This window comes from Intestinimonas massiliensis (ex Afouda et al. 2020), from assembly GCF_900626285.1.
In the GTDB taxonomy this organism is placed as follows: Bacteria; Bacillota; Clostridia; order Oscillospirales; family Oscillospiraceae; genus Flavonifractor; species Flavonifractor massiliensis_A.
In genome coordinates this window covers 2,734,883-2,760,426 of sequence record NZ_LR131147.1, presented here as the reverse complement: position 1 = coordinate 2,760,426, position 25,544 = coordinate 2,734,883, and the positions used below count along the sequence as shown (strand labels likewise).

Genomic DNA, 25,544 nt, shown 5'->3' with positions numbered 1-25,544 from the left:
GCCCGTTTTTTCCGGAAAGGCAGGTTTTTGATATGCGCATTGCCAATACTGTTTCGGATTCCATCGTAGACGGCCCCAGCCTGCGGTTCACCGTGTTCACCCAGGGCTGCCCCCACCACTGCCCCGGCTGCCACAACCCGGACACCCACGACCCGGCGGGAGGCCGGGAGGTGACCGTGGCCGAGCTGGGGGCGCAGATGGTCAAAAATCCCCTCACCGACGGCCTCACCCTGTCCGGCGGGGAGCCCTTCTGCCAGGCGGCCGACTGCGCCGCCCTGGCCCGGATCGCCCGGGAAAAGGGCTTGAACGTGTGGACCTATACGGGGTATACTTATGAAAGACTGCTGGAGGGGGACCTGCCCGGCGCCCTGGAGCTGCTGGACCAGACCGACGTGCTGGTGGACGGGCCCTTCCTGCTGGCGGAGAAGTCCTACGAGGCCCTGTTCCGGGGGAGCGCCAACCAGCGGCTCATCGACGTGAAGCAGAGCCGGGCCGCCGGGCATGCGGTGCTGTGGACCCGCCCCGACCCCCTGGCCCACTTCGTCCGGCCGGAATCGTAACCAGCAGCAAAAGGAGGAACCCCCATGGGGAGACAGGCGGATCTGGAGCAATTCCGGGCCAGGTGGACCGGCCATGTGCCGGAGATACAGGATATGAAGGCCAAATACGCGGTGCTGGTGCCCCTGGTGGAGCGGCCGGAGGGGCTGAGCCTGCTGTACGAGGTGCGCTCGGAGCGGCTGGGCCGCCAGCCGGGGGAGGTGTGCTTCCCCGGCGGGAAGATGGAGGCGGGGGAGACCCCTGTGGAGTGCGCCCTGCGGGAGACCTGGGAGGAGCTGGCCGTCCCGCCTCAGGCGGTGGAGGTGGTGGCCTCCCTGGACCTGGTGACCCACCAGGGGGGCTTTGTCATGTACCCCATCCTGGGCATCGTGGACCCCAAGGTGTCTGTGGTCCCCAGCCCGGCGGAGGTGAAGGAGGCCTTTACCGTGCCGGTGGACTGGCTGCTGGCCCACCCCCCGGCGGTGTACACCTACGACCTGGCCCCCCAGGTGGGGGAGGACTTCCCCTATGAGCGGATCGGCTTCCCCCAGGGCTACCGCTGGCGGGGGGGCAAGGCCACGGTGCCGGTGTACGACTGGCCTGGCCACCCCATCTGGGGCCTCACCGGCCGGATCACCCGCCGCTTGCTGGAGGACATGGGGTGAGGGCCCCGGAACAGCTGGGCCCCTACACCTACCGCCAGTCGGACACCTGCTTCCCCCTGGGGCAGGACAGCCTGCTGCTGGCGTCCTTTGCCACCGTCCGGCGGAGGGACAGGGTGTGGGACCTGGGCTGCGGGGCGGGGGCGCTGCTCCTGCTGCTGGCCGCCCGGCAGCCTGAGCTGACCCTGGCCGGGGTGGAGCTCTCCCCGGCGGACAGCGATCTGGCCCGCGCCAATCTGGCGGAAAACGGCCTGGCGGGCACCATCCTCACCGGGGACATCCGGGCGCTGACCCTTCCCGCCGGGACGGCCTCCCTGGCGGTGTGCAACCCGCCCTACTTCAAGGCGGGCAGCGGGGCCTCCGGCGGACCCACCCGGACGGAGAAGGCCCGATTGAGCGACTGGTGCGCTGCCGCCGGGCGGCTGCTGAAAAACGGCGGGCGATTTGCCCTGGTCCACCGCCCCGAGCGGCTGGCGGAGGTCTTTGCATGCATGAGAGCCGCCGGGCTGGAACCCAAGCGGCTCCGGCTGGTGCAGCACGGGCCTGATACGCCCCCCTCCGCCGCCCTGGTGGAGGGGGTACGGCAGGGCAGGCCGGGTCTGACGGTGCTGCCCGTACAACTGATGAACCGGAGGAATTGACATGGCCGGAACCTTATATCTGGTACCCACCCCCATCGGCAACCTGGGGGATATTTCCCAGAGAATGGCGGACACCCTGGCCCAGGCGGACTTTATCGCCGCCGAGGACACCCGGGTGACCCTGAAGCTGCTCAACCACCTGGGGCTGAAGAAGCCCCTGATCTCCTACTACCGCCACAACACCGAGGCGGGAGGCCAGGCGGTGCTGAACCGGCTGCTGGCGGGGGAGAGCTGCGCCCTGGTCACCGACGCGGGCACCCCCGCCATCTCCGACCCCGGCGAGGACCTGGTGGCCCTGTGCGCCCGGAACGGGGTGGATGTGGTGTCCATCCCCGGCCCCTGCGCCCTCATCACCGCCCTGGCGGCCTCCGGCCTGCCCACCGGCCGGTTCACCTTTGAGGGCTTCCTGGCCATGAACAAGAAGAACCGCCGCACCCACCTGGAGTCCCTGGCGGGCGAACAGCGGACCATGATCTTCTACGAGGCCCCCCACAAGCTGACCGCCACCCTGGACGACCTGACGGCGGCCTTCGGGCCGGAGCGGCGGATCGCCCTGTGCCGGGAGCTGACCAAGCTCCACGAGGAAGTGCGCCGCACCACCCTGGGGGAGGCGGTAACATGGTATGCGGAAAATCCGCCCCGTGGGGAGTTCGTTCTGGTGGTGGAGGGTGCCCCTGAGACCGCCCGGGAGGAGCTGACCATGGAGGACGGCCTGGCCCGGGTGGCCGCCCTGCGCTCGGCGGGCAGCTCCCTGCGGGACGCGGTGAAGCAGACCGCCAAGGAGACCGGCCTGCCCAAAAATGAGCTGTACGCCCTGGCCCTGGAGCAGGGGTGAGCGGCCCTTCCAGATAGACCCAATATATTACGAAATGTAATATATACATAGGTTAATTATTCCGTGTTTTCGGCGGGAATCTGGCACGGAAAACATAGAAAACCCCTTGCTTTTCTCGGAAAAGCAAGGGGTTTTTTACAGGAAAAACGTTTTACTTCAGCTGCAGTTCCCTGATGCAGTTGGGGCAGACGTTTTTACCCTTGAAGTTGATCACATCCTTGGCGTCGTCGCAGAAAATGCAGGCGGGCTGGTACTTTTTCAGTACGATGGAGGAGCCGTCCACATAGATCTCCAGAGAATCCTTTTCCGCGATGTCCAAGGTGCGGCGCAGTTCGATGGGCAGGACGATCCGCCCCAGTTCATCTACTTTGCGCACAATGCCGGTTGACTTCATACGTTGCTACTTCCTTTCCCTATTTGTTCCCAAAATTTTCCTTCATTATCAAGAAACTGACATCATTATAACATAACGTATTCAATTGTCAATGTCATTCTGGAAATCTTAAGAAAACTTTATGTGAACTGGCAGGCATGTTTGAAGCGGACAGTCCGTATAGATGGGGATAAGAAGGGGTGGTGACTGGAATGGCGATGGCGGCGATCTGGACGGGGATGGTGGTGGTGTCCATCCTGTGCGGACTGGCTCAGGGGACCGGGGATCAGGTGGCGGCGGCTGCTGTGGAGGGGGCCGGGGCGGCGGTGGAGCTGTGCCTGTCCATGGCGGGGATCCTCTGTCTGTGGATGGGGGTCATGGAGGTCATGAAGCGCTCCGGCCTGGCGGAGGGGCTGTCCCGGCTGCTGCGGCCGGTGCTGCGGCGGCTCTATCCCGCCTTCGCCCGGGACGGAGCGGTGATGGACAGCATCTCGGCCAACGTATCCGCCAACCTGCTGGGGCTGGGCAACGCCGCCACCCCCCTGGGGATCCGGGCGGCCCAGCTGATGAGCAAGCGCTCGCCGGGGGTGGCCTCCGATCCGCTGTGCATGCTGGTGGTGTGCAACACCGCCTCCATCCAGCTCATCCCCACCACGGTGGCGGGGGTGCGGGCGGCGGCGGGGTGCCAGACCCCCTTTGACATCCTGCCGGCGGTGTGGCTGGCGTCGGCCCTGTCGGTGAGTGTGGGGATTCTGGCGGCCTGGACCCTGTCCAGGGTGTGGAGGAAATAAGGTGGAGCTGTTTTTTACCATGCTGGTGCCCCTGATCCTGGCGGGGGTGGCCCTGTACGGGATGGCCCGGAAGGTGGATGTGTACGACGCCCTGCTGGCCGGGGCCAAGGACGGGCTGGGGGTGCTGCTGCGCATCGTGCCCGCCCTGGTGACCCTGCTGCCGGCGGTGTATATGCTGCGCGCATCCGGCGCCCTGGAGCTGGCGGCCAACGCCCTGGCCCCGGTGCTGGAGGGGGTGGGCATCCCGCCGGAGACGGTGGGGCTCATGCTGGTGCGGCCGGTCAGCGGCTCCGCCGCCCTGGGGGTGGGGGCGGAGCTCATCTCCGCCTACGGCCCCGATTCCCTCATCGGCCGCACGGCGGCGGTGATGCTGGGCTCCACCGAGACCACCTTCTACACCATCGCCGTCTACTTCGGGGCGGCGGGGATCGTGAAAACCCGCTACGCCGTCCCCGCCGCCCTGTGCGCCGATCTGGCCGGTTTCCTGGCCGCCGCCTGGGCGGTGCGCCTGTTCTTTCCCGCCTGAAGTCCGGACCTCGGGTCCGGGCTTTTTTTGCCGGAACCGGAGGACCGGGACCGGCATAGGATGGGCTGTGCGCGGCGGGTGTTTCGTCTGCCTGGCGCACGGAGGGAGAAGAGAACTGTGATGAAGTGGCTGCGTATGGTCCGGGAGCGGATGGGGAAGGCCATTTCCGGCATTCCGCTCACCGACCGCTGCCTGATCCTGTTCCTGGCCGTTCTGCTGGGGCAGTCGGCCTACAGCCTGTTTGCCGGGCCGGTGAGCGGCCCGGAGCGCGGGGACATCGACGTGATCGTCCGCACCGCTTCGGCGGCCATCTTTGGCTACTTCCTCAGCGGCAGAGGCAGGCGGGGGGAGCCTGAGACAGACGGACACCTGGTGGCGGCGGCCGCCGCCGCGGGGCTGTTCTGCCTGGCGGTACTGCTGGCCCTGCGCAATCTGTCCCTGGAGGACCCGGCAGCCGTCGGGTCTGACTCCGCCACCGCCACGGTGGCTCAGTTCCGGGACTTTGTGTCGGGCTGCGTGGGCCTGCTCATCGGGGCCCCCGCCGGCCGGTCCGGTCCCCCTTCTCAGGAGTAAAGAGCGGCGGCTCCCACCGGGGGCCGCCGCTTCCAGCGCAATATTGATTTGGAGGTTTTTCTATGGCTGACATCAAGCAGGACCTGTATGGCCTGGAATACAGCGCCGACTTTTCGGTGCAGGGCATTCAGGAGGCGGAGATCAATCTGAATCTGCTGCCGGCGCCCCCCGCCGCCGCCACGGTGACCGGCACCGTTACCGACGGCACCGACCCCATTCCCAACGCCACCGTCAAGCTGTTTGACAGCACCGGCACCCCCTTCCAGCACACCCTGACCGACGCCGCCGGCCAGTACACCCTCAACGACGTGCCCGCCGGCAGCTACACCATTTCCGCCGTGGCCGACGGCTATCTGCTCAGCGCACCGGTGGGGGTGGCCCTCATTCCCGGCACCACCGCCCAGGTGGCCCTGACCTGCGCCGCCGAGCCCACCCTGGCTCTGGGCGCCATCGCCGGCGTGGTCACTGTGGCGGGCATGGGCACGCCTCTGGCGGGGGCCAAGGTGTCCCTGATCGGCTCCACCGGCACCGTTTTGGCCGTCACCTACTCCGCCGCCGACGGCGAGTTCGTGTTCTACGATGTGGCCGACGGGGCCTATACCCTGACGGTATCCGCCGACGGCTATTTCACCGCCGGTCCCATCCTGACCACCATCGCCGGCGGCTCCATCGCCAACCTGACCGTGGCCATGACCCAGGACGTGCGCACCTACAACGGCACCGTCAGCGGCGTGATCCGGGATCAGAACGGCATGGCGGTGGCGGGCTGCTTCGTGGGCCTGTACCAGGTGACCGGCACGGGGGAAACCCAGGTGGAGACCCTGGTGGCCACCACCAAGACCAACGCCCAGGGGATGTACCTGTTCGGCGGCGTCACCGCCGGCCAGTATCTGGTCAAGGCCAAGCTGGAGCAGTAACCTGGGTCCAGGCCGGGCGGCCCTTCTGCCTGAGGGCGGAGGGGGAGGCGGCGCAGGATCTGTGCGCCTTTCCCCCCTGGCTGCGGTGCGGCGTCACGGTCTGCCTGGCGGACTGCCGCCCCACGGACACGGTGTGCCTGCGGCCCCGGCGAGGCTGCGGCTGCTGGTGCCGGAGCCTGCTGTGCAGCCGGCGGACCTGCTTCGGCTTTCTGGCCCCGGGGGAGTATGTGCTCACCCTCCGGGGGGCGGGCCGCTGCCTGGAGCTGCTGGTCCGCCTGCCCCCCGGCGCCAATGTGGAGGTGGGGGCCGATCTGGCCCGCCGGTGCTGGTGCTGGCGGCGGGACCGGTTCCGCTACAGCTTCAACCAGGCGTAAAAAGAAGGCCGCGGAGCCTGGCTCCGCGGCCTTCCTGTCTTATGGCATATGTACCTCCAGCCAGTCCAGCACGTCCTGGAATACCTGGTCCCGGTTGGTCTCGTTGAGCATCTCGTGGCGGCCCTCCGGGTAGAGCTTCACGGTCACGTCCTTCACGCCCGCCTCCCTGAACCAGCCGGCCACCTTCCGCACTCCCTTGCCCGAGGCCCCCACCGGGTCTTTATCCCCGGAGAAGAAGTACACCGGGGTGTCCCGGTCCATCTTTTGCAGATTCTCCCGTTTGGCCAGCAGCTGGAGCCCCACCATCATGTCGTGGAACATGCTCACCGTAGGCAGGAACCGGCACAGGGGATCGGCGCAGTAGGCGTCCACCACCGCCGTGTCCCGGGAGATCCAGTCCGCCCCGGTGCGGTTGGGCCTGAACTGCTTGTTGTAGGCCCCCATGGACAGGGTATTGAGCAGCCTGCTGTGGGCCCTGGGCCCGGAGATCCGGGTGAACAGGGAGGAGAGGACCCGGCCCGCCGCCACGGTGGGAGCGCTCTCCTGGCCGGTGCCCGACAGGATGGCCCCGTCCACCGTCCCCGGCCAGAACATCAGATAGCCCCGCACCACGAAGGAGCCCATGGAGTGGCCCATGAGGAAGTAGGGCAGGCCGGACCAGTCCTGCCCCGCCAGCTCCCGCAGGGTGCGGGTGTCCTCCAGGATGTATTTCCAGCCGTCCTTGTCGGCGAACCAGCCGTACTCCGTGGAATCCCTGGCGGTTCTGCCGTGGCCCAGGTGGTCGTGGCCCACCACCGCGAAGCCGTGCTGGGTCAGGTACCGGGCGAAGGGGTCGTACCGGCCCATATACTCGGAGATGCCGTGGACCAGCTGCACCACCCCCCGGGGGGTCCCCTCCGGCAGCCACCGGACGGCGGACACGTCATGGATGCCGTCGCTGGAAGAAAAGGTAAAAACCTGGCTGGAAACCATGGAAATACGCCTCCGTCTGTGGTAAAATAACTGAGATATACTTAGTTTATTCCAAGCGCCCATGTCCGTCAATAGAAAGGAAGATCATCGTGAACGTCGTTGACCGTTTTTTGAAGTATGTCTCCTACGACACCCAGTCTGACGAGCATAGTGAGACCTATCCCTCTTCGGAGAAGCAGAAGGTGCTGGGCGCGGCCCTGGCGGAAGAGCTGAACCATATGGGTCTGCACAACGCCCATATGGATGAGTACGGCTATGTATACGGCTGGCTGCCCGCCTCCGCCGGCTGCGAGGGGGTGCCCTGCGTGGGCCTCATCGCCCACATGGATACCTCCCCCTCCGCCTCCGGCGCCGACGTGAAGCCCCGCATCGTCCGCTACGAGGGGGGCGACCTGGTGCTCAACGATGAAAAGAATATCGTCATGAGGGCTGCCGACTTCGAGAGCCTGGACAAGTACGTGGGGCAGGAGCTCATCGTCACCGACGGCACCACCCTGCTGGGGGCCGACGACAAGGCGGGCGTGGCCGAGATCTTCACCGCCGTGGAGTACCTGATGGCCCATCCCGAGGTGCCCCACGGCCGCATCGCCGTGTGCATCACCCCCGATGAGGAGGTGGGCGGCGGAACCGAGCACTTCGACGTGCCCGGCTTCGGCGCGGCGGTGGCCTATACCGTGGACGGCGGCGAGCTGGGTGAGCTGGAGTATGAGAACTTCAACGCCGCCAGCGCCTCCGTGGTGATCCACGGGGTCAACATCCACCCCGGCTCCGCCAAGAACAAGATGAAGAACGCCCTGCTCATCGGCCTGGAGTTTGTGGGCATGATGCCGCCCGCCGAGACCCCCGCCCACACCGAGGGGTATGAGGGCTTCTACCACCTGAGCGAGATGCACGGCGACGAGACCGAGACCCGCATGGACTACATCGTCCGGGACCACAACATGGACAAGTTCCAGGCCCGGAAGGCCTACCTGGGCCGGGTGAGCGACTACCTGAACGCCAAGTACGGCAAGGGCACCGTGGAGCTGACCCTGAAGGACGGCTACTACAACATGCGGGAGAAGATCGAGCCCCACATGTACCTGATCCTCCGGGCCCGGTCCGCCATGGAGGCCGCCGGGGTCACCCCCATGGAGGTGCCCATCCGGGGCGGCACCGACGGCGCCCGGCTCAGCTACATGGGCCTGCCCTGCCCCAATCTGTGCACCGGCGGCATCAACTTCCACGGCGTCCACGAGTACATCCCGGTGGAGGCCCTGGAGAAGATGGTCCAGGTGCTGGTCAACCTGGTGCGCAATCAGTAAGCGAACAGAAAAAGGGGGCCGCTCCCGGTGGGAGCGGCCCCCTTTCTGTTTACAGGATCATCTGGAAGAACTGGAACAGCAGCTTGGCGCCGTAGAAGATGATGATGATGCCGCAGACGATGTTGATGACCCGGAGGATCTTGTCGTTGAACCGGGCGGAGAAGAAGGAGATCAGAATGGTGATTCCCAGGAACCACACGAAGGAGGCGGTGGAGGAGCCCAGGATCAGCTGGGTGCTCACCGCGCCGGGGTTGCCCGCCCGGAACCCGCCGAAGAGCAGGGTGCCGTCGATGAGGGCCTGGGGGTTGAACCAGGTGACCACGCAGGCCTTGGCCGCCACCTGGGGCAGGGGCATATCCACGTCCACGCTGTGGTCCATGGTGGGCTTATCCTTCAACAGGCCCACGCCGATCCAGATGACCACGGCGCCGCCCGCCAGGAGGATGAGCATTTTCAGCCAGGTGAACCGGTCCATCAGGGCGCCCACCCCGAAGAAGCAGGCCAGCGCCAGGCTGATGTCGAAGAAGATGACGATGAGGGCGGTGAGAATGGCTTTGTGCCGGGGGCGGGTGAGGGCGGTGTTGATGACGAACAGGTTCTGCATCCCGATGGGGGCCACATAGGCCAGGCCGATGCCCAGACCCTGCAAATACGGCGGCATAGGTAATTCCTCCCAAAAAATACTTTCCTTTTTTCCAACCTGGTAGTATTATAGTACCTAATAAACAACAGTGCAAGAACGCAGAAATTCCGTACCAGGTAAGGAGGAACTGACCATGCAGCCCACCCATGACAACTGCCCCTGTATGGAGGCCTGCCCTCTGAACCGGGCCCTGGCCCTCATCGGCGGCAAGTGGAAGATGCAGATTCTGTGCTCCCTGTACAACAACGGCCCCACCCGGTACAACCAGCTGAAAAAGACCCTGGACGGGGTGTCCAACACGGTGCTGGCCGGCGCCCTGCGGGAGCTGGAGGAGGACAGGCTGGTGACCCGGCGGGAGTATCTGGAGGTGCCGGTGCGGGTGGAGTACGCCATCACCGAGCCCTGCAAGCGGCTCATCCCCATCCTGGACGAACTGGGGAACTGGAGTATGACCCTCTAAAGGCAGAAAAAGCCGCGGGCAAAGCCCGCGGCGGAAGTTCAGTCCTTATGGGTCATGCGGAACCGCATCCGGTTCCAGAAGGTGTCCTTCTCGTAGCCCTTGGATACCCGGAACTGCCACTCGGCGTCCCTGGCCTGCTTCCGGCAGACCTTTTCGTCATGGCTCATCCGGTCCTCGGGGGGCAGGTTCTGGCTCATCTTGATCTGCAAGCCGGCAAATCCGAACATGGTCTGCTCCTTCCCAGACGGTTGAAACGGCAGAGGATCCTTCCAAGCATAAAATAGCATGACGCAGGGGAAAAGTCAAATTACGAAATTGTGACAAAACGCCGGTTTCCGGCGGTTAGGAGAACATATATGGCAAAAACACTGGTTTTGGCGGAAAAGCCCTCGGTAGGGCGGGAGCTGGCCCGGGTGCTGGGCTGCAAAAAGGCGGGGGACGGCTGCCTGGAGGGGGACAGGTACATCGTCACCTGGGCCCTGGGGCACCTGGTGGAGCTGGCCCCTCCCGAGGACTACGACAAGGCGTGGGCCAAGTGGGACATGCTCACCCTGCCCATGCTGCCCGAGCATATGAAAACGGTGGTCATCCCCCAGACCGGGCGGCAGTTCCGGGCCGTGCAGGCCCTCATGCGCCGGGGGGACGTGAGTGATCTGGTCATCGCCACCGACGCCGGCCGGGAGGGGGAGCTGGTGGCCCGGTGGATCATGGAGAAGGCGGGGTGGAAGAAACCGGCCCGCCGGCTGTGGATCTCCTCCCAGACCGACAAGGCCATTAAGGACGGTTTTGCCCATTTAAAACCCGCCGCCGAGTACGACAACCTGTACCACTCCGCCCGGGCCCGCAGCGTGGCCGACTGGGTGGTGGGCCTCAACGTCACCCGGGCCCTCACCTGCAAGCACAACGCCCAGCTGTCCGCCGGGCGGGTCCAGACCCCCACCCTGGCCCTCATCGTGGACCGGGAGGAGGAGATCCGCTCCTTCAAGCCCAAGGAATTCTGGACGGTGCGGGCAGGGTTCGACGGCTTCACCGCCACCTGGCGGGACAAGAACAACCAGGCCCGCACGTTCGACCGGGAGAAGGCGGAACAGATCGCCGCGTCTCTCAGCAACGGCACCGGCACCCTCATTGAGGTGAAAAAGACCTGGAAGCAGACCCCGCCCCCGGCGGCCTATGACCTGACCGAGCTCCAGCGGGACGCCAACAGGAAGTACGCCTACTCCGCCAAGGAGACCCTCGGCATCATGCAGAACCTGTACGAGGTCCACAAGCTGCTGACCTACCCCCGCACCGATTCCCGCTATATCTCCGACGACGTGGTGCCCACCCTGCCCGAGCGGCTGCGCAGCGTGCTGGTGGAGGAGTACAAGCCCCTGGCCCAGCAGATTTTGCTGACCCGGCCCCTCCAGACCCGCTACCTGGTGAACAACGCCAAGGTGAGCGACCACCACGCCATCATCCCCACCGAGGAGCAGCCCGAGCTGTGGCGGCTGTCCGGGCCGGAGCGCAACATCTACGACCTGGTGGTCCGCCGGTTCCTGGCGGTGCTGCTGCCCCCCTTCCAGTATGAGGAGGTCACCCTGAAGGTGAAGGTGGGGGGTGAGGTCCTCCACGCCAAGGGGAAGATCGTGAAGGACCAGGGCTGGAAGGCGGCCTACGACCGCTCCTTCTCCCTGGACGAGGAGGACCCGGACGAGGACGAGAAGGACCAGACCCTGCCGGAGCTGCGGCAGGGGGATAAACTGCCCGTCCGGTGGGCCAGAACCCAGGCGGGCCAGACGGCGCCCCCCAAGCGGTACACCGAGGCCACCCTGCTCACCGCCATGGAGCATCCCGCCGCCCAGGTACAGGACAAGGACCAGAGCCTCATCCTGGAGGAGACCGGCGGCCTGGGCACCCCCGCCACCCGGGCGGACATCATCGAAAAGCTGTTCTCCGCCTTCTACATTGAGCGGCGGGGGAAGGAGCTGTGGCCCACCTCCAAGGGCATCCAGGTGGTGGGGCTGGCCCCGTCCGACCTGCGGTCGGCCTCCCTCACCGCAAAGTGGGAGAAGCGGCTGGGGGACATCGCCCAGGGCAAGGAGAAGGAGAGCGCCTTCGTGGATGAGATGCGCTCCTTCGCCTCCCGGCTGGTGAGCCAGGTGAAGGCCAGCGACGCATCCTACCACCACGACAACCAGACCCGCTCCCCCTGTCCCGACTGCGGCAAGTACCTGCTGCGGGTCAAGACCAAGCGGGGGGAGATGCTGGTGTGTCCCGACCGGGAGTGCGGCTACCGCCGCAGCGTGAAGCAGGTGACCAACGCCCGCTGCCCCAACTGCCATAAGAAGATGGAGCTGCGTGGGGAGGGGGACAAGCAGATGTTCGCCTGCGTGTGCGGCTACCGGGAGAAGCTCAGCGACTTCAAGAAGCGCCGCTCGGAGAAGTCGGCGGGCAAGGGGGACGTGCGCCGGTATCTCCAGCAGCAGGCACAGAACGAGGAGAAGGGAAGCTCCGCCATGGCGGAACAACTGAAGAAGTGGCTGGAGCAGAACCAATAAATTCAGAGAGAAAAGAGGAGAGACTGTGGAGGCAATCATCAACTTCATCAACTGGCTGGACGATTTTATCTGGGGCCTGCCCATGATCGTGCTGCTCTTCGGCACCCACGTGTTCATGACGGTGCGCACCGGCTTCATCCAGCGCAAGACCTTTACGGGCATCAGGCTGTCCGTCACCCGTGACCCGGATTCCCCCGGCGACGTGAGCCAGTTCCAGGCGCTCACCACCGCCCTGGCCTCCACCATCGGCACGGGCAACATCATCGGCGTGGGCACCGCCGTCTTCCTGGGGGGCCCCGGCGCCGTGTTCTGGTGCTGGATCGCCGGCGTGTTCGGCATCGCCACCAAGTACGCCGAATCCCTCATAGCCGTCAAGTACCGGGTGCGCACCCCCGACGGCAGGATGCAGGGAGGCGCCATGTACGCCCTGGAGCGGGGCCTGAACATGAAGTGGCTGGGGGTCCTCTTCGCCGCCCTGGCCACCCTGGCCTCCTTCGGCATCGGCTGCGGCACCCAAATCAACGCCATCGCCGAGGTCATTGAGAACAACATCCCCATCGGCATCCCTCCCATCGCCGTGGGCATCGTGGGCGGTATCCTCACCGCCATCGTCATCATCGGCGGCATCCAGTCCATCGCCAGCGTGTGTGAAAAGCTGGTGCCCTTTATGGCCGCCTTTTACGTGCTGGGCTGCATCATCATCCTGGGCATCAACTACGACTTCATCATCCCCGCCATTTCCGCCATCCTGTCCCTGGCCTTCAAGCCCGGGGCGGTGGCCGGCGGCCTGGTGGGCCAGGGCCTGATGATCGCCATGCGTTTCGGCGTGGCCCGTGGCCTGTTCTCCAACGAGTCCGGCATGGGCTCCGCCCCCCTGGTGGCCTCCGCCGCCCAGACCCGCAACCCGGTGCGCCAGGCCCTGGTGTCCGCCACCGGCACCTTCTGGGACACCGTGGTGGTGTGCCTCATGACCGGCCTGGTGCTGGTGTCCACCATCATGAAGAATCCCGCCATCAATATGGCCGACGTCACCGACGGCGGCAAGCTGACCACCCTGGCCTTCTCCCAGATCCCCGTGCTGGGTCCCGTCATCCTGGTGGTGGGCATCATCACCTTCGCCTGGTCCACCATCCTGGGCTGGTCCTACTACGGCGAGCGGTGCGCCCAGTACCTGTGGGGCAAAAAGGCCATTCTGGTGTACAAGATCGTCTTTGTGGCCATCGTGGTGGTGGGGCCGGTGCTGGCCCTGGACCTGGTTTGGACCATCGCCGACATCCTCAACGCCTTCATGGCCATCCCCAACCTGATCGCCGTGCTCCTGCTGTCGGGGGTCATCGCCAAAGAGACCAGGCACTACCTGAAGAACCTGGACGAGGTGGACAAGACCGAGATCCCCCAGGTGGACAAATAAAAAACAGCGCCTGCCGCGGATGCGGCAGGCGCTGTTTCGTTATGTGTTATTGATCCACCACTTCGCCGGTGAGGACGGTCTTGGCCTCCACCGTCAGCTGGTCGTTGACGCAGTCCACGGTGAGGGTGTCGCCGGGCTGGACCTGGTCGCCGATGATTTTTCTGCTGATGAGGGTCTCCACCCCGTGCTGCACGAACCGGCGCAGGGGACGGGCACCGAAGGCGGGGTCGTAGGCGTTGTCGATGATATAGCGCTTGGCGGCGTCGGTGAGCACCACCTTCAGCTGCTTCTCCTCCAGGCGCTTGTTCAGCTCCTCCACCAGCAGATCAATAATGTGGGTGATGTTGTCCTTCGTCAGAGGCTTGTAGAACACGATCTCGTCCAGACGGTTCAGGAACTCCGGCCGGAAGGAGTGACGCAGCAGCTCCTGGACCTGGTTCTTGGCCTCCTCCGTGATCTCGCCGTTCTGGTCAATGCCGTCCAGCAGATACTGGGAGCCCAGATTGGAGGTCAGGATGATGATGGTGTTCTTGAAGTCCACGGTGCGGCCCTGACTGTCGGTGATCCGGCCGTCGTCCAGCACCTGCAGCAGGATGTTGAACACATCGGGGTGGGCCTTCTCCACCTCGTCGAACAGCACCACGGAGTAAGGGTGACGGCGGACGGCCTCGGTGAGCTGGCCGCCCTCCTCATAGCCCACGTATCCCGGAGGGGCGCCGATCAGACGGGAGACCGAGAACTTCTCCATATACTCGCTCATGTCGATGCGGACCATATTCTTCTCGGAGTCAAACAGAGCCTCGGCCAGGGTCTTGGCCAGCTCGGTCTTGCCCACGCCGGTGGGGCCCAGGAACAGGAAGGAGCCGATGGGCCGGTCGGGGTCGGCGATGCCGGCACGGCTGCGGAGAATGGCCTCGCTGACCAGGCGCACAGCCTCGTCCTGGCCCACTACCCGTTTGTGGAGGATGTCCTCCAGGTGGAGCAGCTTCTCACGCTCGCCCTCCATCAGCTTGGCCACCGGAATGCCGGTCCAGCGCTCGATGATGCGGGCGATCTCCTCCTCGGTGACCTTGTCCCGCAGCAGGGAGCGGGCCTTGCCCTCGTTGGCAATGGCCTCCTCCGCCTCCAGCTGCTTGCGCAGCTCGGGGATCTTGCCGTACTGCAGCTCAGCGGCGCGATTCAGGTCGTACTCCCGCTGGGCCTTCTCCAGCTGGGCGTTGGCGGCCTCCAGATCCTCACGCAGCTTCTGCACCTTGGTGATGGCGTTCTTTTCGTTCTCCCACTGGGCCTTCTTGGCGTTGAACTCGTCCCGCATCTCGGCCAGTTCCTTCTGGATCTCGGCCAGGTGCTCCTTGGAGATGGCGTCATCCTCCTTCTTCAGGGCGGCCTCCTCGATCTCGTGCTGGATGATCTTCCGCTGGATCACATCCAGCTCGGTGGGCATGGAGTCGATCTCGGTGCGGATCATGGCGCAGGCCTCATCGATCAGGTCAATGGCCTTGTCGGGCAGGAACCGGTCGGTGATGTACCGGTCGGACAGAGTGGCGGCGGCGATGATGGCGCTGTCCTGGATCTTCACCCCGTGGAACACCTCGTAGCGTTCCTTCAGGCCACGGAGGATGGCGATGGTGTCCTCCACCGAGGGCTCGTTCACCATGACGGGCTGGAACCGCCGCTCCAGAGCGGCGTCCTTCTCGATATACTGGCGGTACTCGTTCAGGGTGGTGGCGCCGATGCAGTGGAGCTCGCCCCGGGCCAGCATGGGCTTCAGCAGGTTGCCGGCGTCCATGGCGCCCTCGGTCTTGCCGGCGCCCACGATGGTGTGCAGCTCATCGATGAAGAGGATGATCTTGCCCTCGCTCTTCTTCACCTCGTTCAGAACGGCCTTCAGCCGCTCCTCAAACTCGCCCCGGTACTTGGCGCCCGCGATCAGGGAGCCCATATCCAGGGCGAAGATGGTCTTGTCCTTCAGGGAGTTGGGCACGTCGCCCTTGACGATCCGCTGGGCCAGACCCTCGGCGATGGCGGTCTTGCCTACGCCGGGCTCGCCGATCAGCACCGGGTTGTTCTTGCTCTTGCGGCTCAGGATCCGGATCACGTTGCGGATCTCGTCGTCACGGCCGATGACCGGGTCCAGCTTGTTCTGGCGGGCCCGCTCCACCAGGTCGGAGCCGTACTTCTTCAGGGCGTTGTAGGTCTCCTCCGGGTTGTCGGAGGTCACCCGCTGGTTGCCCCGGACGGCGGTGAGGGCCTGGAGCACCCCCTCCTTGGTGATGTTATAGGTGCGGAACAGCTCCTTCAGCTCCCGGTTGGCGGTGTCGATGAGGGAGAGCAGCAGGTGCTCCACCGACACATACTCGTCCTTCATGGAAGCGGCGATGGATTCGGCGGTGTTCAGGCACTTGTCCACGTCCTGGGCCACATAGATCTTGCCCTGCTCCCGGCCGGAGCCGGACACCCGGGGCAGCTTCTCCACCTCCGCCTTGGCGGCGGCGGCGAAGGAGGGAACCGTGATGCCCATGTTCCCCAGCAGCTGGGGGATCAGGCCGGCCTCGTCGCTCAGCAGGGCCAGCAGCAGGTGGGGCTGCTCGATCTGCTGATTGCCGTACTCGGTGGCCAGGCTCTGGGCGGTCTGCACCGCCTCCAGGGACTTCTGCGTATATTTCTGCGCGTTCATATCGCGTTACATCTCCTTTCATGGGGGAAAACGGCAGGGAGCCGGTCAGCCAAGCTGACCGGCTCCCGCTCATCCAGGTCAATCAATGGCGATCCGACGGGTCTCAGGAACCACGGGGACGGCCTTGGGCAGATTCAGCTCCAGAATGCCGTTCTGGTAGGCGGCGGTGATGCCGCTCTCATCAATGCCGGTGATGTCAAAGGAACGGGTGAAGGAGCCGTATCTCCGCTCCCGGCGGATGTAGGTGCCCTTGCTGTCCTTGTCCTCCTGCTGCTCCTTGTGCTCAGCAGTGATGGTCAGGATGCCGTCCTTCACGTCCAGCTTGATGTCCTCTTTGTTGAAGCCAGGCAGCTCAGCTTCTAAAATGAACTTGTCGCCTGCGTCCCGGATGTCGGTGCGGAAGGCGGGCAGGTTGGCGTTGCTGCTCTGGAAGAAGTTGCGGGTGAAGTTATCAAAGGTGTCGAACACGTTGTCGTTGTCGCGCTCAAAAGGAAGCATACCAAACATAAAGAATCTCTCCTTTATCTATCAATCGGAATTTTGGATGAATGGCGTTAGCAATCAAGAACTTGCTTTGCTAATTTCTCGGATATTGCATGGAGCTCATCCTCTTTCCGCCCCATTGATCCGGGGCTCATCTCGTTTTCTGATTGAAATTATAGGGCGGGACTATGAACAAATATACATTAAATTATGTCCAAATTGTAAACATTAGCACTCTTAACTTGAGAGTGCTAAAATCCGGATGGGGGTTTACGGCGGCGGGGAAAAGCGGTATAATGCCCAGGATACCGCGAAGGAGGATGGATATGCGACGGACCAACGACCTGGGCCGGGACCCGGTATTTCCCCTGGTGTGCCGCCTGGCGATCCCCACCATGCTGGCCCAGCTGGTCAGCGTATTATATAGTATCGTAGACCGCATGTATATCGGCAACATCCCGGACATCGGGGACCTGGCCCTGGCGGGGGTGGGGGTGTGCGGCCCCATCGTCACCCTGCTGGGCTCCTTTGCTACCCTGGTGGGCCTGGGCGGCTCCCCCATCCTGGCCATGCGCATGGGGGAGGGGAACAGGAAGGAGGCAAGCCGGGTGCTGTCCAACAGCTTCCTCATGCTGCTGGTGCTCTCGGCGGTGCTCACCGCCCTGTTCCTGCTGCTGAAGGAGCACCTGCTCATGTGGTTCGGGGCCAGCTCCGCCACCTTCGGCTATGCCGACACCTATCTCACCATCTATACCGCCGGCACCTTCTTCGCCCTGATGGCCACGGGGATGAACAGCTTCCTCATCGCCCAGGGCTTCTCCGGCCTGGGCATGGCCACGGTGGTGCTGGGGGCGGTGCTCAACATCGCCCTGGACCCGGTGTTCATCTTCCTGCTGGGTCTGGATGTGGCGGGAGCCGCCATCGCCACGGTGCTCTCCCAGATGGCCTCCTGTGCCTTTGTTCTGTGCGCCCTGCTGCGGAAAACCATGCCGGTCCCGCTCCGGTGGGGGGGCTTTGACAAGCGGATCATGGGGCGGATCGTGGCCTTCGGCCTGTCCCCCTTCCTCATCATCGCCACCGACAGCGTGCTGCTCATCGTCCTGAACACTGTGCTCCAGCGGTTCGGCGGCCCGGAGCTGGGGGACACCCTGGTGACCTGCGCCACCATCGTCCAGAGCTATCTGCTCCTCATCACCATGCCCATGGGGGGCCTGACCCTGGGCACCCAGCCGGTCATCAGCTTCAACTACGGCGCGGGGGACGGGGGGCGGATCAAGACCGCATTAAAGTCCATCGTGGGGCTGTGCCTCACCTTCTGCGCCATCATGATGGTGGTCACCCACACCCTGTCCCCCCTGTTCGTCCGGCTGTTCACCCAGAATGCCGAGGTGCTGGAGCGGACTGTGGGCTATATCAAGGTGTTCACCGCCATGATCCTCCCCCTGGCCGTTCAGTATCCCCTGGTGGATGAGACCACCGCCCTGGGCCATGTGCGGCTGGCCCTGTTCTGCTCCCTGTTCCGCAAGACGGTGTTCCTGGCCTGCCTGCTGCTGCTGCCCGCCCTGGTGTCGGCGGAGGCCACCTTCCTGTCCGAGCCCATCGCCGATGCGGTGGCCGCCACCGTCACCACCTGCCTGTTCCTCCACTTCTTCCCCAGAATCCTGCGGGAGCGGGAGGGCGGCCCGGCGGTATGAAAAAAGGTCCCGGAGCCATGCTCCGGGACCTTTTTACGATCAATATGGACTTAGTGCTCTTTCCGCTGGCACTTCTTGGGGGTAACGCAGGTGCCCTCGGCGATAGCCACCACGATGGGCTCATCCAGGAAATCGGCGGCAGAGTCGCTGATGTCGGGACGGGGAATAGCCACCTTGCGGGCCACAAACTTCATTCTGCGGGAGGTGTTGCCGATGTGGGTGATCTCGCCGTATGCCTCGATAAAATCGCCGGCGTAGACAGGAGCCTTGAACTCAATGTTGTTGTACGCGCAGAACAGGCCCTCGTCGCCGTCACACTGGATCAGCAGCTCGGTAGCCACGTCGCCGAACAGATGGACCATGTGGGCGCCGTCCACCAGATTGCCGCCGTAGTGGGCGTCCTTGGCAGACATGCGCAGACGGATCATCGAGGTATACTTTTTCTCGTCCATGTCGATTCCACTCCTCATTCATATGTTGTGAATACGCACAAAAATGGCAACAGATTCACTACCACCATTGTACGTCTCTTTGAGGGGCTTGTCAACTGCGGATATTTATGCTATAATCACACTTTCCTGCTTTATCAAGGAAAAGAAACTTTAATTCTTCACAAGGGCCTCGCCCACGGTGTAGATGTCGCCGGCGCCAACCGTAAGGATGAGATCGCCGGGCTGGGCCAGTTCCCGCAGACGCTGGGTGACCTCAGGCAAAGTGGGGTAATATTCACTGCCGGGGATCTGATCGGCCAGATCCCTGGAGGAGATGCCGATGTCGTTGGTCTCCCGGGCGGCGAAGATCTCGGCCAGAATGGTGATGTCGGGCTCCTTCAGCACCCGCACGAAGTCGTCGAACAGAGCCTTGGTGCGGGAGTAGGTGTGGGGCTGGAAGGCGCAGATGATCCGCTTGTAGCCCAGGGTGCGGGCGGCGGCCAGCAGGGCCTGGAGCTCGCCGGGGTGGTGGGCGTAGTCGTCGTACACCTCGGCGCCGTGGTAGGTGCCCTTGTGCTCGAACCGGCGGCCAGCGCCCCGGAAGGCGTTGAGGCCCTCGCTCACCGCCTGGGGGGATACCGCCAGGGCGATGGAGGCCGCGGCGGCGGCCAGGGCGTTTTTCACGTTGTGCTCCCCGGGTACCCGCAGGTCCACGTGGGTGAACACTTCCCCACGGTAGATCACGTCAAAGGAGGGCAGACCGTCGTGCCAGGTCAGGTTGGCGGCGTGGACGTCCCCCTGCTCCAGACCGAAGGTGAGGATGGGCCGCTTTTCCCCCTCCAGGGTGTGCATGGTGTTGGCGTCGTCGGCGTTGGCCACGATGAGGCCGTTCTCCGGCACCCGGTCGGCGAAGGCCCGGAAGGAGTGCTCCACGTCGGCCAGGTCCTTGAAGAAGTCCAGGTGGTCGGCCTCGATGTTCAGGATCACCGCCACCGTGGGGAAGAAGGACAGGAAGGAGTTGCAGTACTCGCAGCTCTCCAGAATGATGGTGTCCCCGTGGCCCACCCGGTAGCCGGAGCCCAGCAGGGGCAGGGTGCCGCCGATCATCACCGTGGGGTCCAGCTGGGCGGCCATGATGATGTGGGTGCACATGGAGGTGGTGGTGGTTTTGCCGTGGGTGCCCGAGATGCACAGGGCGTTCTTGTATCCCCGCATGATGGAGCCCCAGGCCTGGGCCCGCTCAAACACCGGAATGCCCTTTGCGCGGGCGGCGACGATCTCCGGATTTCCGTCGTGGATGGCGGCGGTGCGGATCACCAGCTCCGCGTCGCCGATGTTCTCCGCCCGGTGCCCGATGGCCACCGGGATGCCCAGGGAGCGGAGATGCTCCACCGTGGCGCTCTCGTGCATATCCGAGCCGGTGATGACCATGCCCATCTTGTGGAGCACCTCCGCCAGGGGGGACATGGACACCCCGCCGATGCCGGCCAGGTGGGCCCGGCGTCCGGGGGCGATGTAGTCGTGTATATTGGCGTTTGCCATGGGGTTTACACACCCTTTACTGTGAATTATAATGTGAGTTACGAACACTATATTATAAACTATTATAGGCAAATAGCAAGGAAAAAATGCCGCTGGAGGTGTAGAAAAATGGAAGCCTGGACCCTGCCGGCGGGGGTGGCCCGCTGTCTGGACACCCTGCGTCGGGCGGGCCACGCCGCCCATCCGGTGGGCGGGTGCGTCCGGGACCTGCTGCTGGGCCGGATTCCGGGGGATTTTGACGTGTGCACCTCCGCCCGGCCGGAGCAGACCATGGCCCTCTTTGACCGCACGGTGCCCACCGGCCTGAAGCACGGCACCATTACCGTGCTGACGGAGGACGGGCCGGTGGAGGTGACCACCTTCCGCCGGGAGGGGGGCTACGCCGACGGCCGCCACCCGGACGGGGTGGCCTTTGACGTGGGCCTCACTCAGGACCTGGCCCGCCGGGACCTGGATGCTCTGATGGCTCTGCCCTACGGCAACGGCCGCACCGTGCTGGAGGAGCAGCAGGAGATGGTGCTGGTTATCGGCGAGAACATCAAGGTCCGCCGCTTCGCCTTCTTTATCGACGGCGNGTCATCGACCCCTTCGGGGGGCGGGTCGACCTGGCGGCGGGGGTGATCCGCTGCGTGGGGGACCCGGACACCCGGTTCCGGGAGGACGCCCTGCGGATGTTCCGCGCCCTCCGGTTCGCCGCCCAGCTGGGCTTCGCTATAGAGAAGAATACCCTGGCCGCCATCGGGCGGAACGCCTCCCGGGCCGCCCTGGTGTCGGGGGAGCGGATCAAGATCGAGCTGGAAAAGACCCTCCTGTCCCCCCGGCCGGAGTGGGCGGGGGAGGCCATCCGGCTGGGCCTGCTGGCCCACCTGTATCCGGCGGGAAACTGCCCCGATCTGACGGAGCTGAGGGAACTCCCGGCGGAGGGTATCCCCCGCTGGCGGGGTTTTTGTGGAAAAACCGGCTTCCCCATTGAGGCCCTGCCGGTGGAGCGGGTCCTCCGCCAGGGGGTGCTCCACCCCGAGCGGGAGGCGGTCAGAACCCTTGCCCTGTCCGGGGGCGAGCTGGCCGCCCTGGGCCTCCGGGGGAAGGAGATCGGAGCTGTCCAGAAAGCCCTGGCGGAGCACATCCTGGCCCACCCGGAGGACAACGAGCGGGAAAAACTGCTGGAGCTGGTCCGGGGTGGACAGGCAAAATAAGCCCCCCTCCCGCATAAGCATGGGAGACAAGGGGGCGAGACCATGGAGGAAAACCGGAGAGGACTGCTGGAAAAGACGGCGGAGGCGCTGGATCTGCCGGGGGAGATCGTGGCCGGTCTGCCCCACATCGAGCTGACGGGCAGCCACCAGCTGCGGATGGAGAACCACAAGGGCATCCTGGCCTACGGCAGTGAAGAGATCCTCATCTCCGGCGGCAAGCTGGTGGTAAAGGTCCGGGGGGAGGGCCTGGAGCTGCGGGCCATGAACGCCGGGCAGCTGCTCATCACCGGCACCATCCGGGGCGTGGACCTGAGCTGAGGAGGGCGCTATGCTGAAATGGCTGACAAACGCCCTCCGGGGCAAGGTGTGCCTGGAGGTGGAGGGGGCCTTTCCCGAGCGGTTCCTCAACCTGTGCGCCCAGCGGGGCATCCTCTTCTGGAACGTGGAGTGGCTGGAGGCCACCCGCCTCCGCCTCACCGTCACCCGGGGAGGCGCCGGGGCGGCGGTGGAGCTGGGGGAGCGGGTCATGTGCACCGTCACCAGGGCCGGCCAGTCGGGCGCCCTGGCCTTTCTGGAGCGGTTCCGCCGCCGGTACGCCCTGCTCATCGGCCTGGCCCTGTCCCTGACGGCGGTGTGTGTGCTGTCCCAGTTCATCCTCACCATCGAAGTGGAGGGCAATGAGAGCGTGCCCACCGCCGTCATCCTCACCGAGCTGCGGCGGCAGGGCCTGCGGCCCGGGGTGTACGGGCCGGGGCTGGACGAGGAGGCGCTGCGCACCAGGGCTCTGCTCCAGCTGCCGGAGCTGTCCTGGATGAGCGTCAACCTCTACGGCACCCGGGCCCAGGTACTGGTGCGGGAGGCCACCCCGGAGCCGGAGGTGGTGGACCTGAGCCAGACGGGCAGCGTGGTGGCCCGGGCCTCCGGCATCATCACCGGCATCGAGCCCCTGTCCGGGGAGGCCCTGGTGCAGGAGGGGGACACGGTGCTGGAGGGGGAGACCCTGATCTCGGGCACCGTCCACCTGGCCGCCCCCCAGTACAGCGAGGTCCCCGACCTGGGCACCCTCCAGGTCCGGGCGGAGGGCAAGGTGTACGCCCGCACCTGGCGCACCCTGGAGGCGGAGATCCCCCTGGAGACCCGGGTCAAGACCTACACCGGGGAGGAGACCACCCGCTGGTCGGCCACAGTTTTGGGCCAGCGGCTTGTTTTTTTCGGAAACAGTGGAATTCCATTCGACCAGTATGATAAAATAAACGAAGTCTGGGAGCTGACCCTCCCCGGCGGCCGGGAGATGCCCCTGACCGTCCAGAAGGAGACCTGCCGGGCCTATACCACCGCCGCCATGGAGATCGACACCGATGCCGCCCGGTCTCTGCTGGAGAGCCGCCTGCTGGAGGCCCTGGAGGAGGCGGTGGGGGAGGGAAAGATCGTCAGCACCGACTATACCGCCGTGGAGAAGGACGGCATGCTCCGTGTCACCCTCCAGGCGGAGTGCACCGAGGAGATCGGGCGGTTCGTGCCCGACGAGAACACACAAGAAAACGAGGCCGATCCATGATAGAACAGACCATCAATATCGAGCGGATGGAGGACGTCATCGACGTCTTCGGGTCCTTTGACGAGAATATCAAGCTGATCGAACAGGAGCTGGGTGTGACGGTGGTGAGCCGGGACAACCAGCTGAAGGTGACCGGCGAGGCGGAGAACGTGATGTACGCCGTGAAGGCCCTCCAGGGCCTGCTGGGCCTGGCGGGCCGGAAGGAGAGCATCACCGAGCAGAACGTCCGCTATATCATCAACCTGGTGCGGGCGGGCAATGAGGAGCACATCAACGACATCGCCCGGGACGTTCTGTGCGTCACCGCCAAGGGCAAGCCCATCAAGGCCAAGACCTTGGGGCAGAAGCGGTATGTGGACGCCATCAAGAAGAATACCATCACCCTGGGCATCGGCCCGGCGGGCACCGGCAAGACCTACCTGGCGGTGGCCGCCGCCGTGGCCGCTTTCCGGGACAAGCAGGTGAACCGGATCATCCTGACCCGGCCCGCCGTGGAGGCGGGGGAGCGGCTGGGCTTTTTGCCCGGCGACCTCCAGAGCAAGGTGGACCCCTACCTGCGGCCCCTGTACGACGCCCTGTTTGAAATGCTGGGTCCGGAGACCTACCAGAAGTACGTGGAGCGGGGCAACATCGAGGTGGCCCCCCTGGCCTACATGAGAGGCCGCACCCTGGACGACTCCTTTATTATTCTGGACGAGGCCCAGAACACCAGCCGGGAGCAGATGAAGATGTTCCTGACCCGCCTGGGCTTCGGCTCCAAGATCGTCATCACCGGCGACATCACCCAGATCGACCTGCCCCGGGACACGGTGTCCGGCCTGAAGGAGGCCATGCGGGTGCTGGACGGGGTGGAGGACATCGCCATCTGCAAGCTGAACGAGGCCGACGTGGTGCGCCACGTCATCGTCCAGCGGATCATCAAGGCCTACGAGGCCGACGAGAACCGGAGGAACAAGAAGTGAAGCGTCTGACCTGGTATGGGTATACGGTGGAGGTGGACGGGAAAGCCACCCGGGACTGGTATGCCGGGGCAGAGGAGTGGGGCTGCGATTGCGGCCACTGCCGGAATTTCCTGGCTCTGGCGAAGGAGCGGCGGCTGCCGGAGGAGATCCTGAACATCCTGGACGGGCTGTCCATCCCGCCGGAGAAGGCCACCTATGTGTGCGAGCTCTACCACGACGAGAGCTGGCGGGAGAAGGGATTGCTCTACGAGATCAGCTGGCGGGTGGCAGGCGCGGTGACCGGGCAGCCGAGTGAGAATCAGGGCAATTCCGCCTGGGGTCCGCCGGTAAAATTCCCCACCTTCCAGATGATGCTGGGCTATGAGCGCTACAATATCGAGCCGGAGTTTCCCGAGCCCTGCTTTGACCTGGATATCAGCCTGTATCTGCCCTGGGTGCTGGACGAGCCCGTGGAAGGGCCTGAGGAGGAAGAACCGTGAACCATGAAATTCTCATTGAGACCGAGGTAGACGGAGCGGAGGAGTACGCCGACCTGCTGCGGCAGGTGATCCCCGCCGCCCTGGCGGCGGAAGGGGTGGAGGTACCCTGCGAGGTGGACGTGCTGTTCACCGACGACGAGGGCATCCACCAGATCAACCTGGAGCAGCGGCAGGTGGACCGGCCCACCGACGTGCTCAGTTTCCCCATGTTTGACCTGCAGCCGGGGGAGAACCCCACAGAGGAGGACGCCGACCCGGGCACCGGCCTGGTGCCTCTGGGGGACATGGTGATCTCCCTGGAGCGGGCCAAGGCCCAGGGAGAGGAGTTTGGCCACGGCACCCGTCGGGAGGTGGCCTATCTGGCAGTCCACTCGGTGCTCCACCTGCTGGGCTACGACCACATGGATGAGGGACCCATGAAGGCCCAGATGCGGGAACGTGAGGAGGCCATCCTGGGAGAATTGGGGATTGGCCGGGACTGACCGCAGGCCCCTGCGGCTGAAGGGGTATGATTATGCCGCCGCCGGGTATTATTTTGTGACGGTATGCACAAAGAACCGTGCACTCTATCTGCGTAGGGGCGCGCATTGCGCGCCCGAACCCCTCCCACCCCTGACCGCCGCCGGTATCGCGGCGGAACGGGCGCTCCTGGCGATTCCCGCCCACTATCCCGGCGTTGCGGTGGACAAATATGTGGTCATGCCCAATCACGTCCACATGATCCTGACGCTGCCTGCCCACAACGGGCGCGCACTGCGCGCCCCCACGGTGTCCCGGATCGTCCGGGGGTGGAAGGAAGCGGTGACCAAGGCTCTGGGCACGCCCGTCTGGCAAAAATCCTTTTACGACCACATCATCCGGGATGAGAACGACTATCTCCGGATCTGGACCTATCTCGAAACCAACCCCGCCAAGTGGGCGGAGGACAAATACTATATTGCTCAAGAAAGTTGAGGATCACCT

General features: G+C 64.7%; 30 protein-coding genes. 22 read left to right on the top strand and 8 right to left on the bottom strand.

The window, feature by feature from the left end; all coding sequences use genetic code 11:
- Window positions 1-32 precede the first annotated feature (32 nt).
- The 4 genes from nrdG to rsmI are packed head-to-tail and all read left to right on the top strand — an operon-like array spanning window position 33 to window position 2,675.
- Window positions 33-560 (top strand): anaerobic ribonucleoside-triphosphate reductase activating protein, encoded by a 528-nt coding sequence (gene nrdG / locus E0E41_RS13635; RefSeq protein ID WP_130870354.1) that lies wholly within the window; start codon window positions 33-35, stop codon window positions 558-560.
- A gap of 24 nt (window positions 561-584) precedes the next feature.
- Entirely contained in the window at window positions 585-1,202 is a 618-nt protein-coding gene (locus E0E41_RS13630) for an NUDIX hydrolase (protein WP_130870353.1), read from the top strand.
- Entirely contained in the window at window positions 1,199-1,840 is a 642-nt protein-coding gene (locus tag E0E41_RS13625) for a tRNA1(Val) (adenine(37)-N6)-methyltransferase (RefSeq protein ID WP_130870352.1), read from the top strand. The genes E0E41_RS13630 and E0E41_RS13625 overlap by 4 nt, the downstream gene beginning before the upstream one ends.
- A 1-nt stretch (window position 1,841) precedes the next feature.
- A complete protein-coding gene (gene rsmI / locus E0E41_RS13620) occupies window positions 1,842-2,675 on the top strand; it encodes a 16S rRNA (cytidine(1402)-2'-O)-methyltransferase (RefSeq protein WP_130870351.1) in 834 nt (277 codons plus the stop codon).
- 151 nt (window positions 2,676-2,826) lie between these two features.
- Here the strand turns inward: rsmI and E0E41_RS13615 are convergent, their stop codons facing one another.
- Window positions 2,827-3,069, bottom strand: a complete 243-nt coding sequence (locus E0E41_RS13615; RefSeq protein ID WP_087343726.1) for an AbrB/MazE/SpoVT family DNA-binding domain-containing protein — start codon at window positions 3,067-3,069, stop codon at window positions 2,827-2,829.
- A 191-nt stretch (window positions 3,070-3,260) separates the two neighbouring features.
- Here E0E41_RS13615 and E0E41_RS13610 point away from each other — a divergent pair, with 191 nt between their 5' ends.
- From E0E41_RS13610 to E0E41_RS13590, 5 genes are all read left to right on the top strand, one after another.
- The gene (locus E0E41_RS13610; RefSeq protein ID WP_130870350.1) at window positions 3,261-3,839 is read left to right on the top strand and encodes a nucleoside recognition domain-containing protein; all 579 of its coding nucleotides are present in this window, start codon (window positions 3,261-3,263) and stop codon (window positions 3,837-3,839) included.
- Between the two features lies 1 nt (window position 3,840).
- Entirely contained in the window at window positions 3,841-4,365 is a 525-nt protein-coding gene (locus E0E41_RS13605) for a spore maturation protein (RefSeq protein ID WP_242623788.1), read from the top strand.
- Window positions 4,366-4,482: 117 nt separating this feature from the next.
- Entirely contained in the window at window positions 4,483-4,938 is a 456-nt protein-coding gene (locus tag E0E41_RS13600; protein WP_368019920.1) for a hypothetical protein, read from the top strand.
- A gap of 62 nt (window positions 4,939-5,000) precedes the next feature.
- On the top strand, window positions 5,001-5,855 hold the full coding sequence (locus E0E41_RS13595) for an MSCRAMM family protein (protein ID WP_130870349.1): 855 nt from the start codon (window positions 5,001-5,003) through the stop codon (window positions 5,853-5,855).
- Window positions 5,856-5,986: 131 nt separating this feature from the next.
- Window positions 5,987-6,229 (top strand): hypothetical protein, encoded by a 243-nt coding sequence (locus E0E41_RS13590; RefSeq protein WP_130870348.1) that lies wholly within the window; start codon window positions 5,987-5,989, stop codon window positions 6,227-6,229.
- Window positions 6,230-6,268: 39 nt separating this feature from the next.
- Here the strand turns inward: E0E41_RS13590 and E0E41_RS13585 are convergent, their stop codons facing one another.
- Entirely contained in the window at window positions 6,269-7,201 is a 933-nt protein-coding gene (locus E0E41_RS13585; RefSeq protein ID WP_130870347.1) for an alpha/beta hydrolase, read from the bottom strand.
- Window positions 7,202-7,287: 86 nt separating this feature from the next.
- Here E0E41_RS13585 and pepT point away from each other — a divergent pair, with 86 nt between their 5' ends.
- Window positions 7,288-8,505 (top strand): peptidase T, encoded by a 1,218-nt coding sequence (gene pepT / locus E0E41_RS13580; RefSeq protein ID WP_368019955.1) that lies wholly within the window; start codon window positions 7,288-7,290, stop codon window positions 8,503-8,505.
- Between the two features lie 49 nt (window positions 8,506-8,554).
- Here pepT and E0E41_RS13575 read toward each other — a convergent pair whose 3' ends face one another.
- A complete protein-coding gene (locus tag E0E41_RS13575; RefSeq protein ID WP_130870345.1) occupies window positions 8,555-9,166 on the bottom strand; it encodes a LysE/ArgO family amino acid transporter in 612 nt (203 codons plus the stop codon).
- A gap of 115 nt (window positions 9,167-9,281) precedes the next feature.
- Between E0E41_RS13575 and E0E41_RS13570 the strand changes: the two genes are divergently transcribed.
- A complete protein-coding gene (locus E0E41_RS13570; protein WP_130870344.1) occupies window positions 9,282-9,608 on the top strand; it encodes a winged helix-turn-helix transcriptional regulator in 327 nt (108 codons plus the stop codon).
- 38 nt (window positions 9,609-9,646) lie between these two features.
- Here the strand turns inward: E0E41_RS13570 and E0E41_RS13565 are convergent, their stop codons facing one another.
- Window positions 9,647-9,835 carry a hypothetical protein gene (locus E0E41_RS13565; protein WP_130870343.1) on the bottom strand — a complete coding sequence of 63 codons (189 nt, stop codon included), beginning with the start codon at window positions 9,833-9,835 and terminating at the stop codon, window positions 9,647-9,649.
- 129 nt (window positions 9,836-9,964) lie between these two features.
- On the opposite strand from E0E41_RS13565, the gene E0E41_RS13560 reads away from it, so the two are divergent.
- The gene (locus E0E41_RS13560) at window positions 9,965-12,148 is read left to right on the top strand and encodes a DNA topoisomerase III (RefSeq protein ID WP_130870342.1); all 2,184 of its coding nucleotides are present in this window, start codon (window positions 9,965-9,967) and stop codon (window positions 12,146-12,148) included.
- 25 nt (window positions 12,149-12,173) lie between these two features.
- Window positions 12,174-13,559, top strand: a complete 1,386-nt coding sequence (locus E0E41_RS13555) for an alanine/glycine:cation symporter family protein (RefSeq protein ID WP_130870341.1) — start codon at window positions 12,174-12,176, stop codon at window positions 13,557-13,559.
- Window positions 13,560-13,605: 46 nt separating this feature from the next.
- On the opposite strand, the gene clpB is transcribed toward E0E41_RS13555, so the two are convergent.
- Both clpB and E0E41_RS13545 read right to left on the bottom strand, forming a co-directional pair.
- Entirely contained in the window at window positions 13,606-16,236 is a 2,631-nt protein-coding gene (gene clpB, locus E0E41_RS13550) for an ATP-dependent chaperone ClpB (RefSeq protein WP_130870340.1), read from the bottom strand.
- Between the two features lie 78 nt (window positions 16,237-16,314).
- A complete protein-coding gene (locus tag E0E41_RS13545) occupies window positions 16,315-16,743 on the bottom strand; it encodes an Hsp20/alpha crystallin family protein (protein WP_130870339.1) in 429 nt (142 codons plus the stop codon).
- Window positions 16,744-17,045: 302 nt separating this feature from the next.
- On the opposite strand from E0E41_RS13545, the gene E0E41_RS13540 reads away from it, so the two are divergent.
- On the top strand, window positions 17,046-18,413 hold the full coding sequence (locus tag E0E41_RS13540; protein ID WP_130870338.1) for an MATE family efflux transporter: 1,368 nt from the start codon (window positions 17,046-17,048) through the stop codon (window positions 18,411-18,413).
- Window positions 18,414-18,463: 50 nt separating this feature from the next.
- Here the strand turns inward: E0E41_RS13540 and E0E41_RS13535 are convergent, their stop codons facing one another.
- Window positions 18,464-18,865, bottom strand: coding sequence for a hotdog fold domain-containing protein (locus E0E41_RS13535; RefSeq protein ID WP_130870337.1), 402 nt, complete (start codon window positions 18,863-18,865; stop codon window positions 18,464-18,466).
- 150 nt (window positions 18,866-19,015) lie between these two features.
- Complete coding sequence (gene murC, locus E0E41_RS13530) at window positions 19,016-20,386, bottom strand: UDP-N-acetylmuramate--L-alanine ligase (protein ID WP_130870336.1); 1,371 nt, start codon at window positions 20,384-20,386, stop codon at window positions 19,016-19,018.
- A 108-nt stretch (window positions 20,387-20,494) separates the two neighbouring features.
- Here murC and E0E41_RS13525 point away from each other — a divergent pair, with 108 nt between their 5' ends.
- From E0E41_RS13525 to E0E41_RS13490, 8 genes are read left to right on the top strand one after another with little or no spacing between them, the layout of a single operon-like run.
- Entirely contained in the window at window positions 20,495-21,007 is a 513-nt protein-coding gene (locus E0E41_RS13525) for a hypothetical protein (RefSeq protein WP_130870335.1), read from the top strand.
- Entirely contained in the window at window positions 21,004-21,582 is a 579-nt protein-coding gene (locus E0E41_RS13520) for a hypothetical protein (protein WP_242623787.1), read from the top strand. Before E0E41_RS13525 ends, E0E41_RS13520 begins: the two co-directional genes overlap by 4 nt.
- A gap of 42 nt (window positions 21,583-21,624) precedes the next feature.
- On the top strand, window positions 21,625-21,900 hold the full coding sequence (locus E0E41_RS13515) for a YabP/YqfC family sporulation protein (RefSeq protein ID WP_130870333.1): 276 nt from the start codon (window positions 21,625-21,627) through the stop codon (window positions 21,898-21,900).
- Window positions 21,901-21,910: 10 nt separating this feature from the next.
- Window positions 21,911-23,140, top strand: a complete 1,230-nt coding sequence (locus tag E0E41_RS13510) for a sporulation protein YqfD (RefSeq protein ID WP_130870332.1) — start codon at window positions 21,911-21,913, stop codon at window positions 23,138-23,140.
- Window positions 23,137-24,102 (top strand): PhoH family protein, encoded by a 966-nt coding sequence (locus E0E41_RS13505; protein ID WP_130870331.1) that lies wholly within the window; start codon window positions 23,137-23,139, stop codon window positions 24,100-24,102. Before E0E41_RS13510 ends, E0E41_RS13505 begins: the two co-directional genes overlap by 4 nt.
- Window positions 24,099-24,581, top strand: coding sequence for a hypothetical protein (locus tag E0E41_RS13500; RefSeq protein WP_130870330.1), 483 nt, complete (start codon window positions 24,099-24,101; stop codon window positions 24,579-24,581). The genes E0E41_RS13505 and E0E41_RS13500 overlap by 4 nt, the downstream gene beginning before the upstream one ends.
- Window positions 24,578-25,063 carry an rRNA maturation RNase YbeY gene (gene ybeY, locus E0E41_RS13495; RefSeq protein ID WP_130870329.1) on the top strand — a complete coding sequence of 162 codons (486 nt, stop codon included), beginning with the start codon at window positions 24,578-24,580 and terminating at the stop codon, window positions 25,061-25,063. Before E0E41_RS13500 ends, ybeY begins: the two co-directional genes overlap by 4 nt.
- Window positions 25,050-25,535 carry a transposase gene (locus E0E41_RS13490; RefSeq protein WP_130870328.1) on the top strand — a complete coding sequence of 162 codons (486 nt, stop codon included), beginning with the start codon at window positions 25,050-25,052 and terminating at the stop codon, window positions 25,533-25,535. Before ybeY ends, E0E41_RS13490 begins: the two co-directional genes overlap by 14 nt.
- Window positions 25,536-25,544: the final 9 nt, after the last annotated feature.

Coding starts and splice junctions, on each gene's coding strand:
- nrdG (WP_130870354.1), top strand. CDS start 33: ATGCGCATTGCCAATACTGTTTCGGATTCCATCGTAGACGGCCCCAGC.
- E0E41_RS13630 (WP_130870353.1), top strand. CDS start 585: ATGGGGAGACAGGCGGATCTGGAGCAATTCCGGGCCAGGTGGACCGGC.
- rsmI (WP_130870351.1), top strand. CDS start 1,842: ATGGCCGGAACCTTATATCTGGTACCCACCCCCATCGGCAACCTGGGG.
- E0E41_RS13615 (WP_087343726.1), bottom strand. CDS start 3,069: ATGAAGTCAACCGGCATTGTGCGCAAAGTAGATGAACTGGGGCGGATC.
- E0E41_RS13610 (WP_130870350.1), top strand. CDS start 3,261: ATGGCGATGGCGGCGATCTGGACGGGGATGGTGGTGGTGTCCATCCTG.
- E0E41_RS13595 (WP_130870349.1), top strand. CDS start 5,001: ATGGCTGACATCAAGCAGGACCTGTATGGCCTGGAATACAGCGCCGAC.
- E0E41_RS13585 (WP_130870347.1), bottom strand. CDS start 7,201: ATGGTTTCCAGCCAGGTTTTTACCTTTTCTTCCAGCGACGGCATCCAT.
- E0E41_RS13575 (WP_130870345.1), bottom strand. CDS start 9,166: ATGCCGCCGTATTTGCAGGGTCTGGGCATCGGCCTGGCCTATGTGGCC.
- E0E41_RS13570 (WP_130870344.1), top strand. CDS start 9,282: ATGCAGCCCACCCATGACAACTGCCCCTGTATGGAGGCCTGCCCTCTG.
- E0E41_RS13565 (WP_130870343.1), bottom strand. CDS start 9,835: ATGTTCGGATTTGCCGGCTTGCAGATCAAGATGAGCCAGAACCTGCCC.
- E0E41_RS13560 (WP_130870342.1), top strand. CDS start 9,965: ATGGCAAAAACACTGGTTTTGGCGGAAAAGCCCTCGGTAGGGCGGGAG.
- clpB (WP_130870340.1), bottom strand. CDS start 16,236: ATGAACGCGCAGAAATATACGCAGAAGTCCCTGGAGGCGGTGCAGACC.
- E0E41_RS13545 (WP_130870339.1), bottom strand. CDS start 16,743: ATGTTTGGTATGCTTCCTTTTGAGCGCGACAACGACAACGTGTTCGAC.
- E0E41_RS13540 (WP_130870338.1), top strand. CDS start 17,046: ATGCGACGGACCAACGACCTGGGCCGGGACCCGGTATTTCCCCTGGTG.
- E0E41_RS13535 (WP_130870337.1), bottom strand. CDS start 18,865: ATGGACGAGAAAAAGTATACCTCGATGATCCGTCTGCGCATGTCTGCC.
- murC (WP_130870336.1), bottom strand. CDS start 20,386: ATGGCAAACGCCAATATACACGACTACATCGCCCCCGGACGCCGGGCC.
- E0E41_RS13515 (WP_130870333.1), top strand. CDS start 21,625: ATGGAGGAAAACCGGAGAGGACTGCTGGAAAAGACGGCGGAGGCGCTG.
- E0E41_RS13510 (WP_130870332.1), top strand. CDS start 21,911: ATGCTGAAATGGCTGACAAACGCCCTCCGGGGCAAGGTGTGCCTGGAG.
- E0E41_RS13505 (WP_130870331.1), top strand. CDS start 23,137: ATGATAGAACAGACCATCAATATCGAGCGGATGGAGGACGTCATCGAC.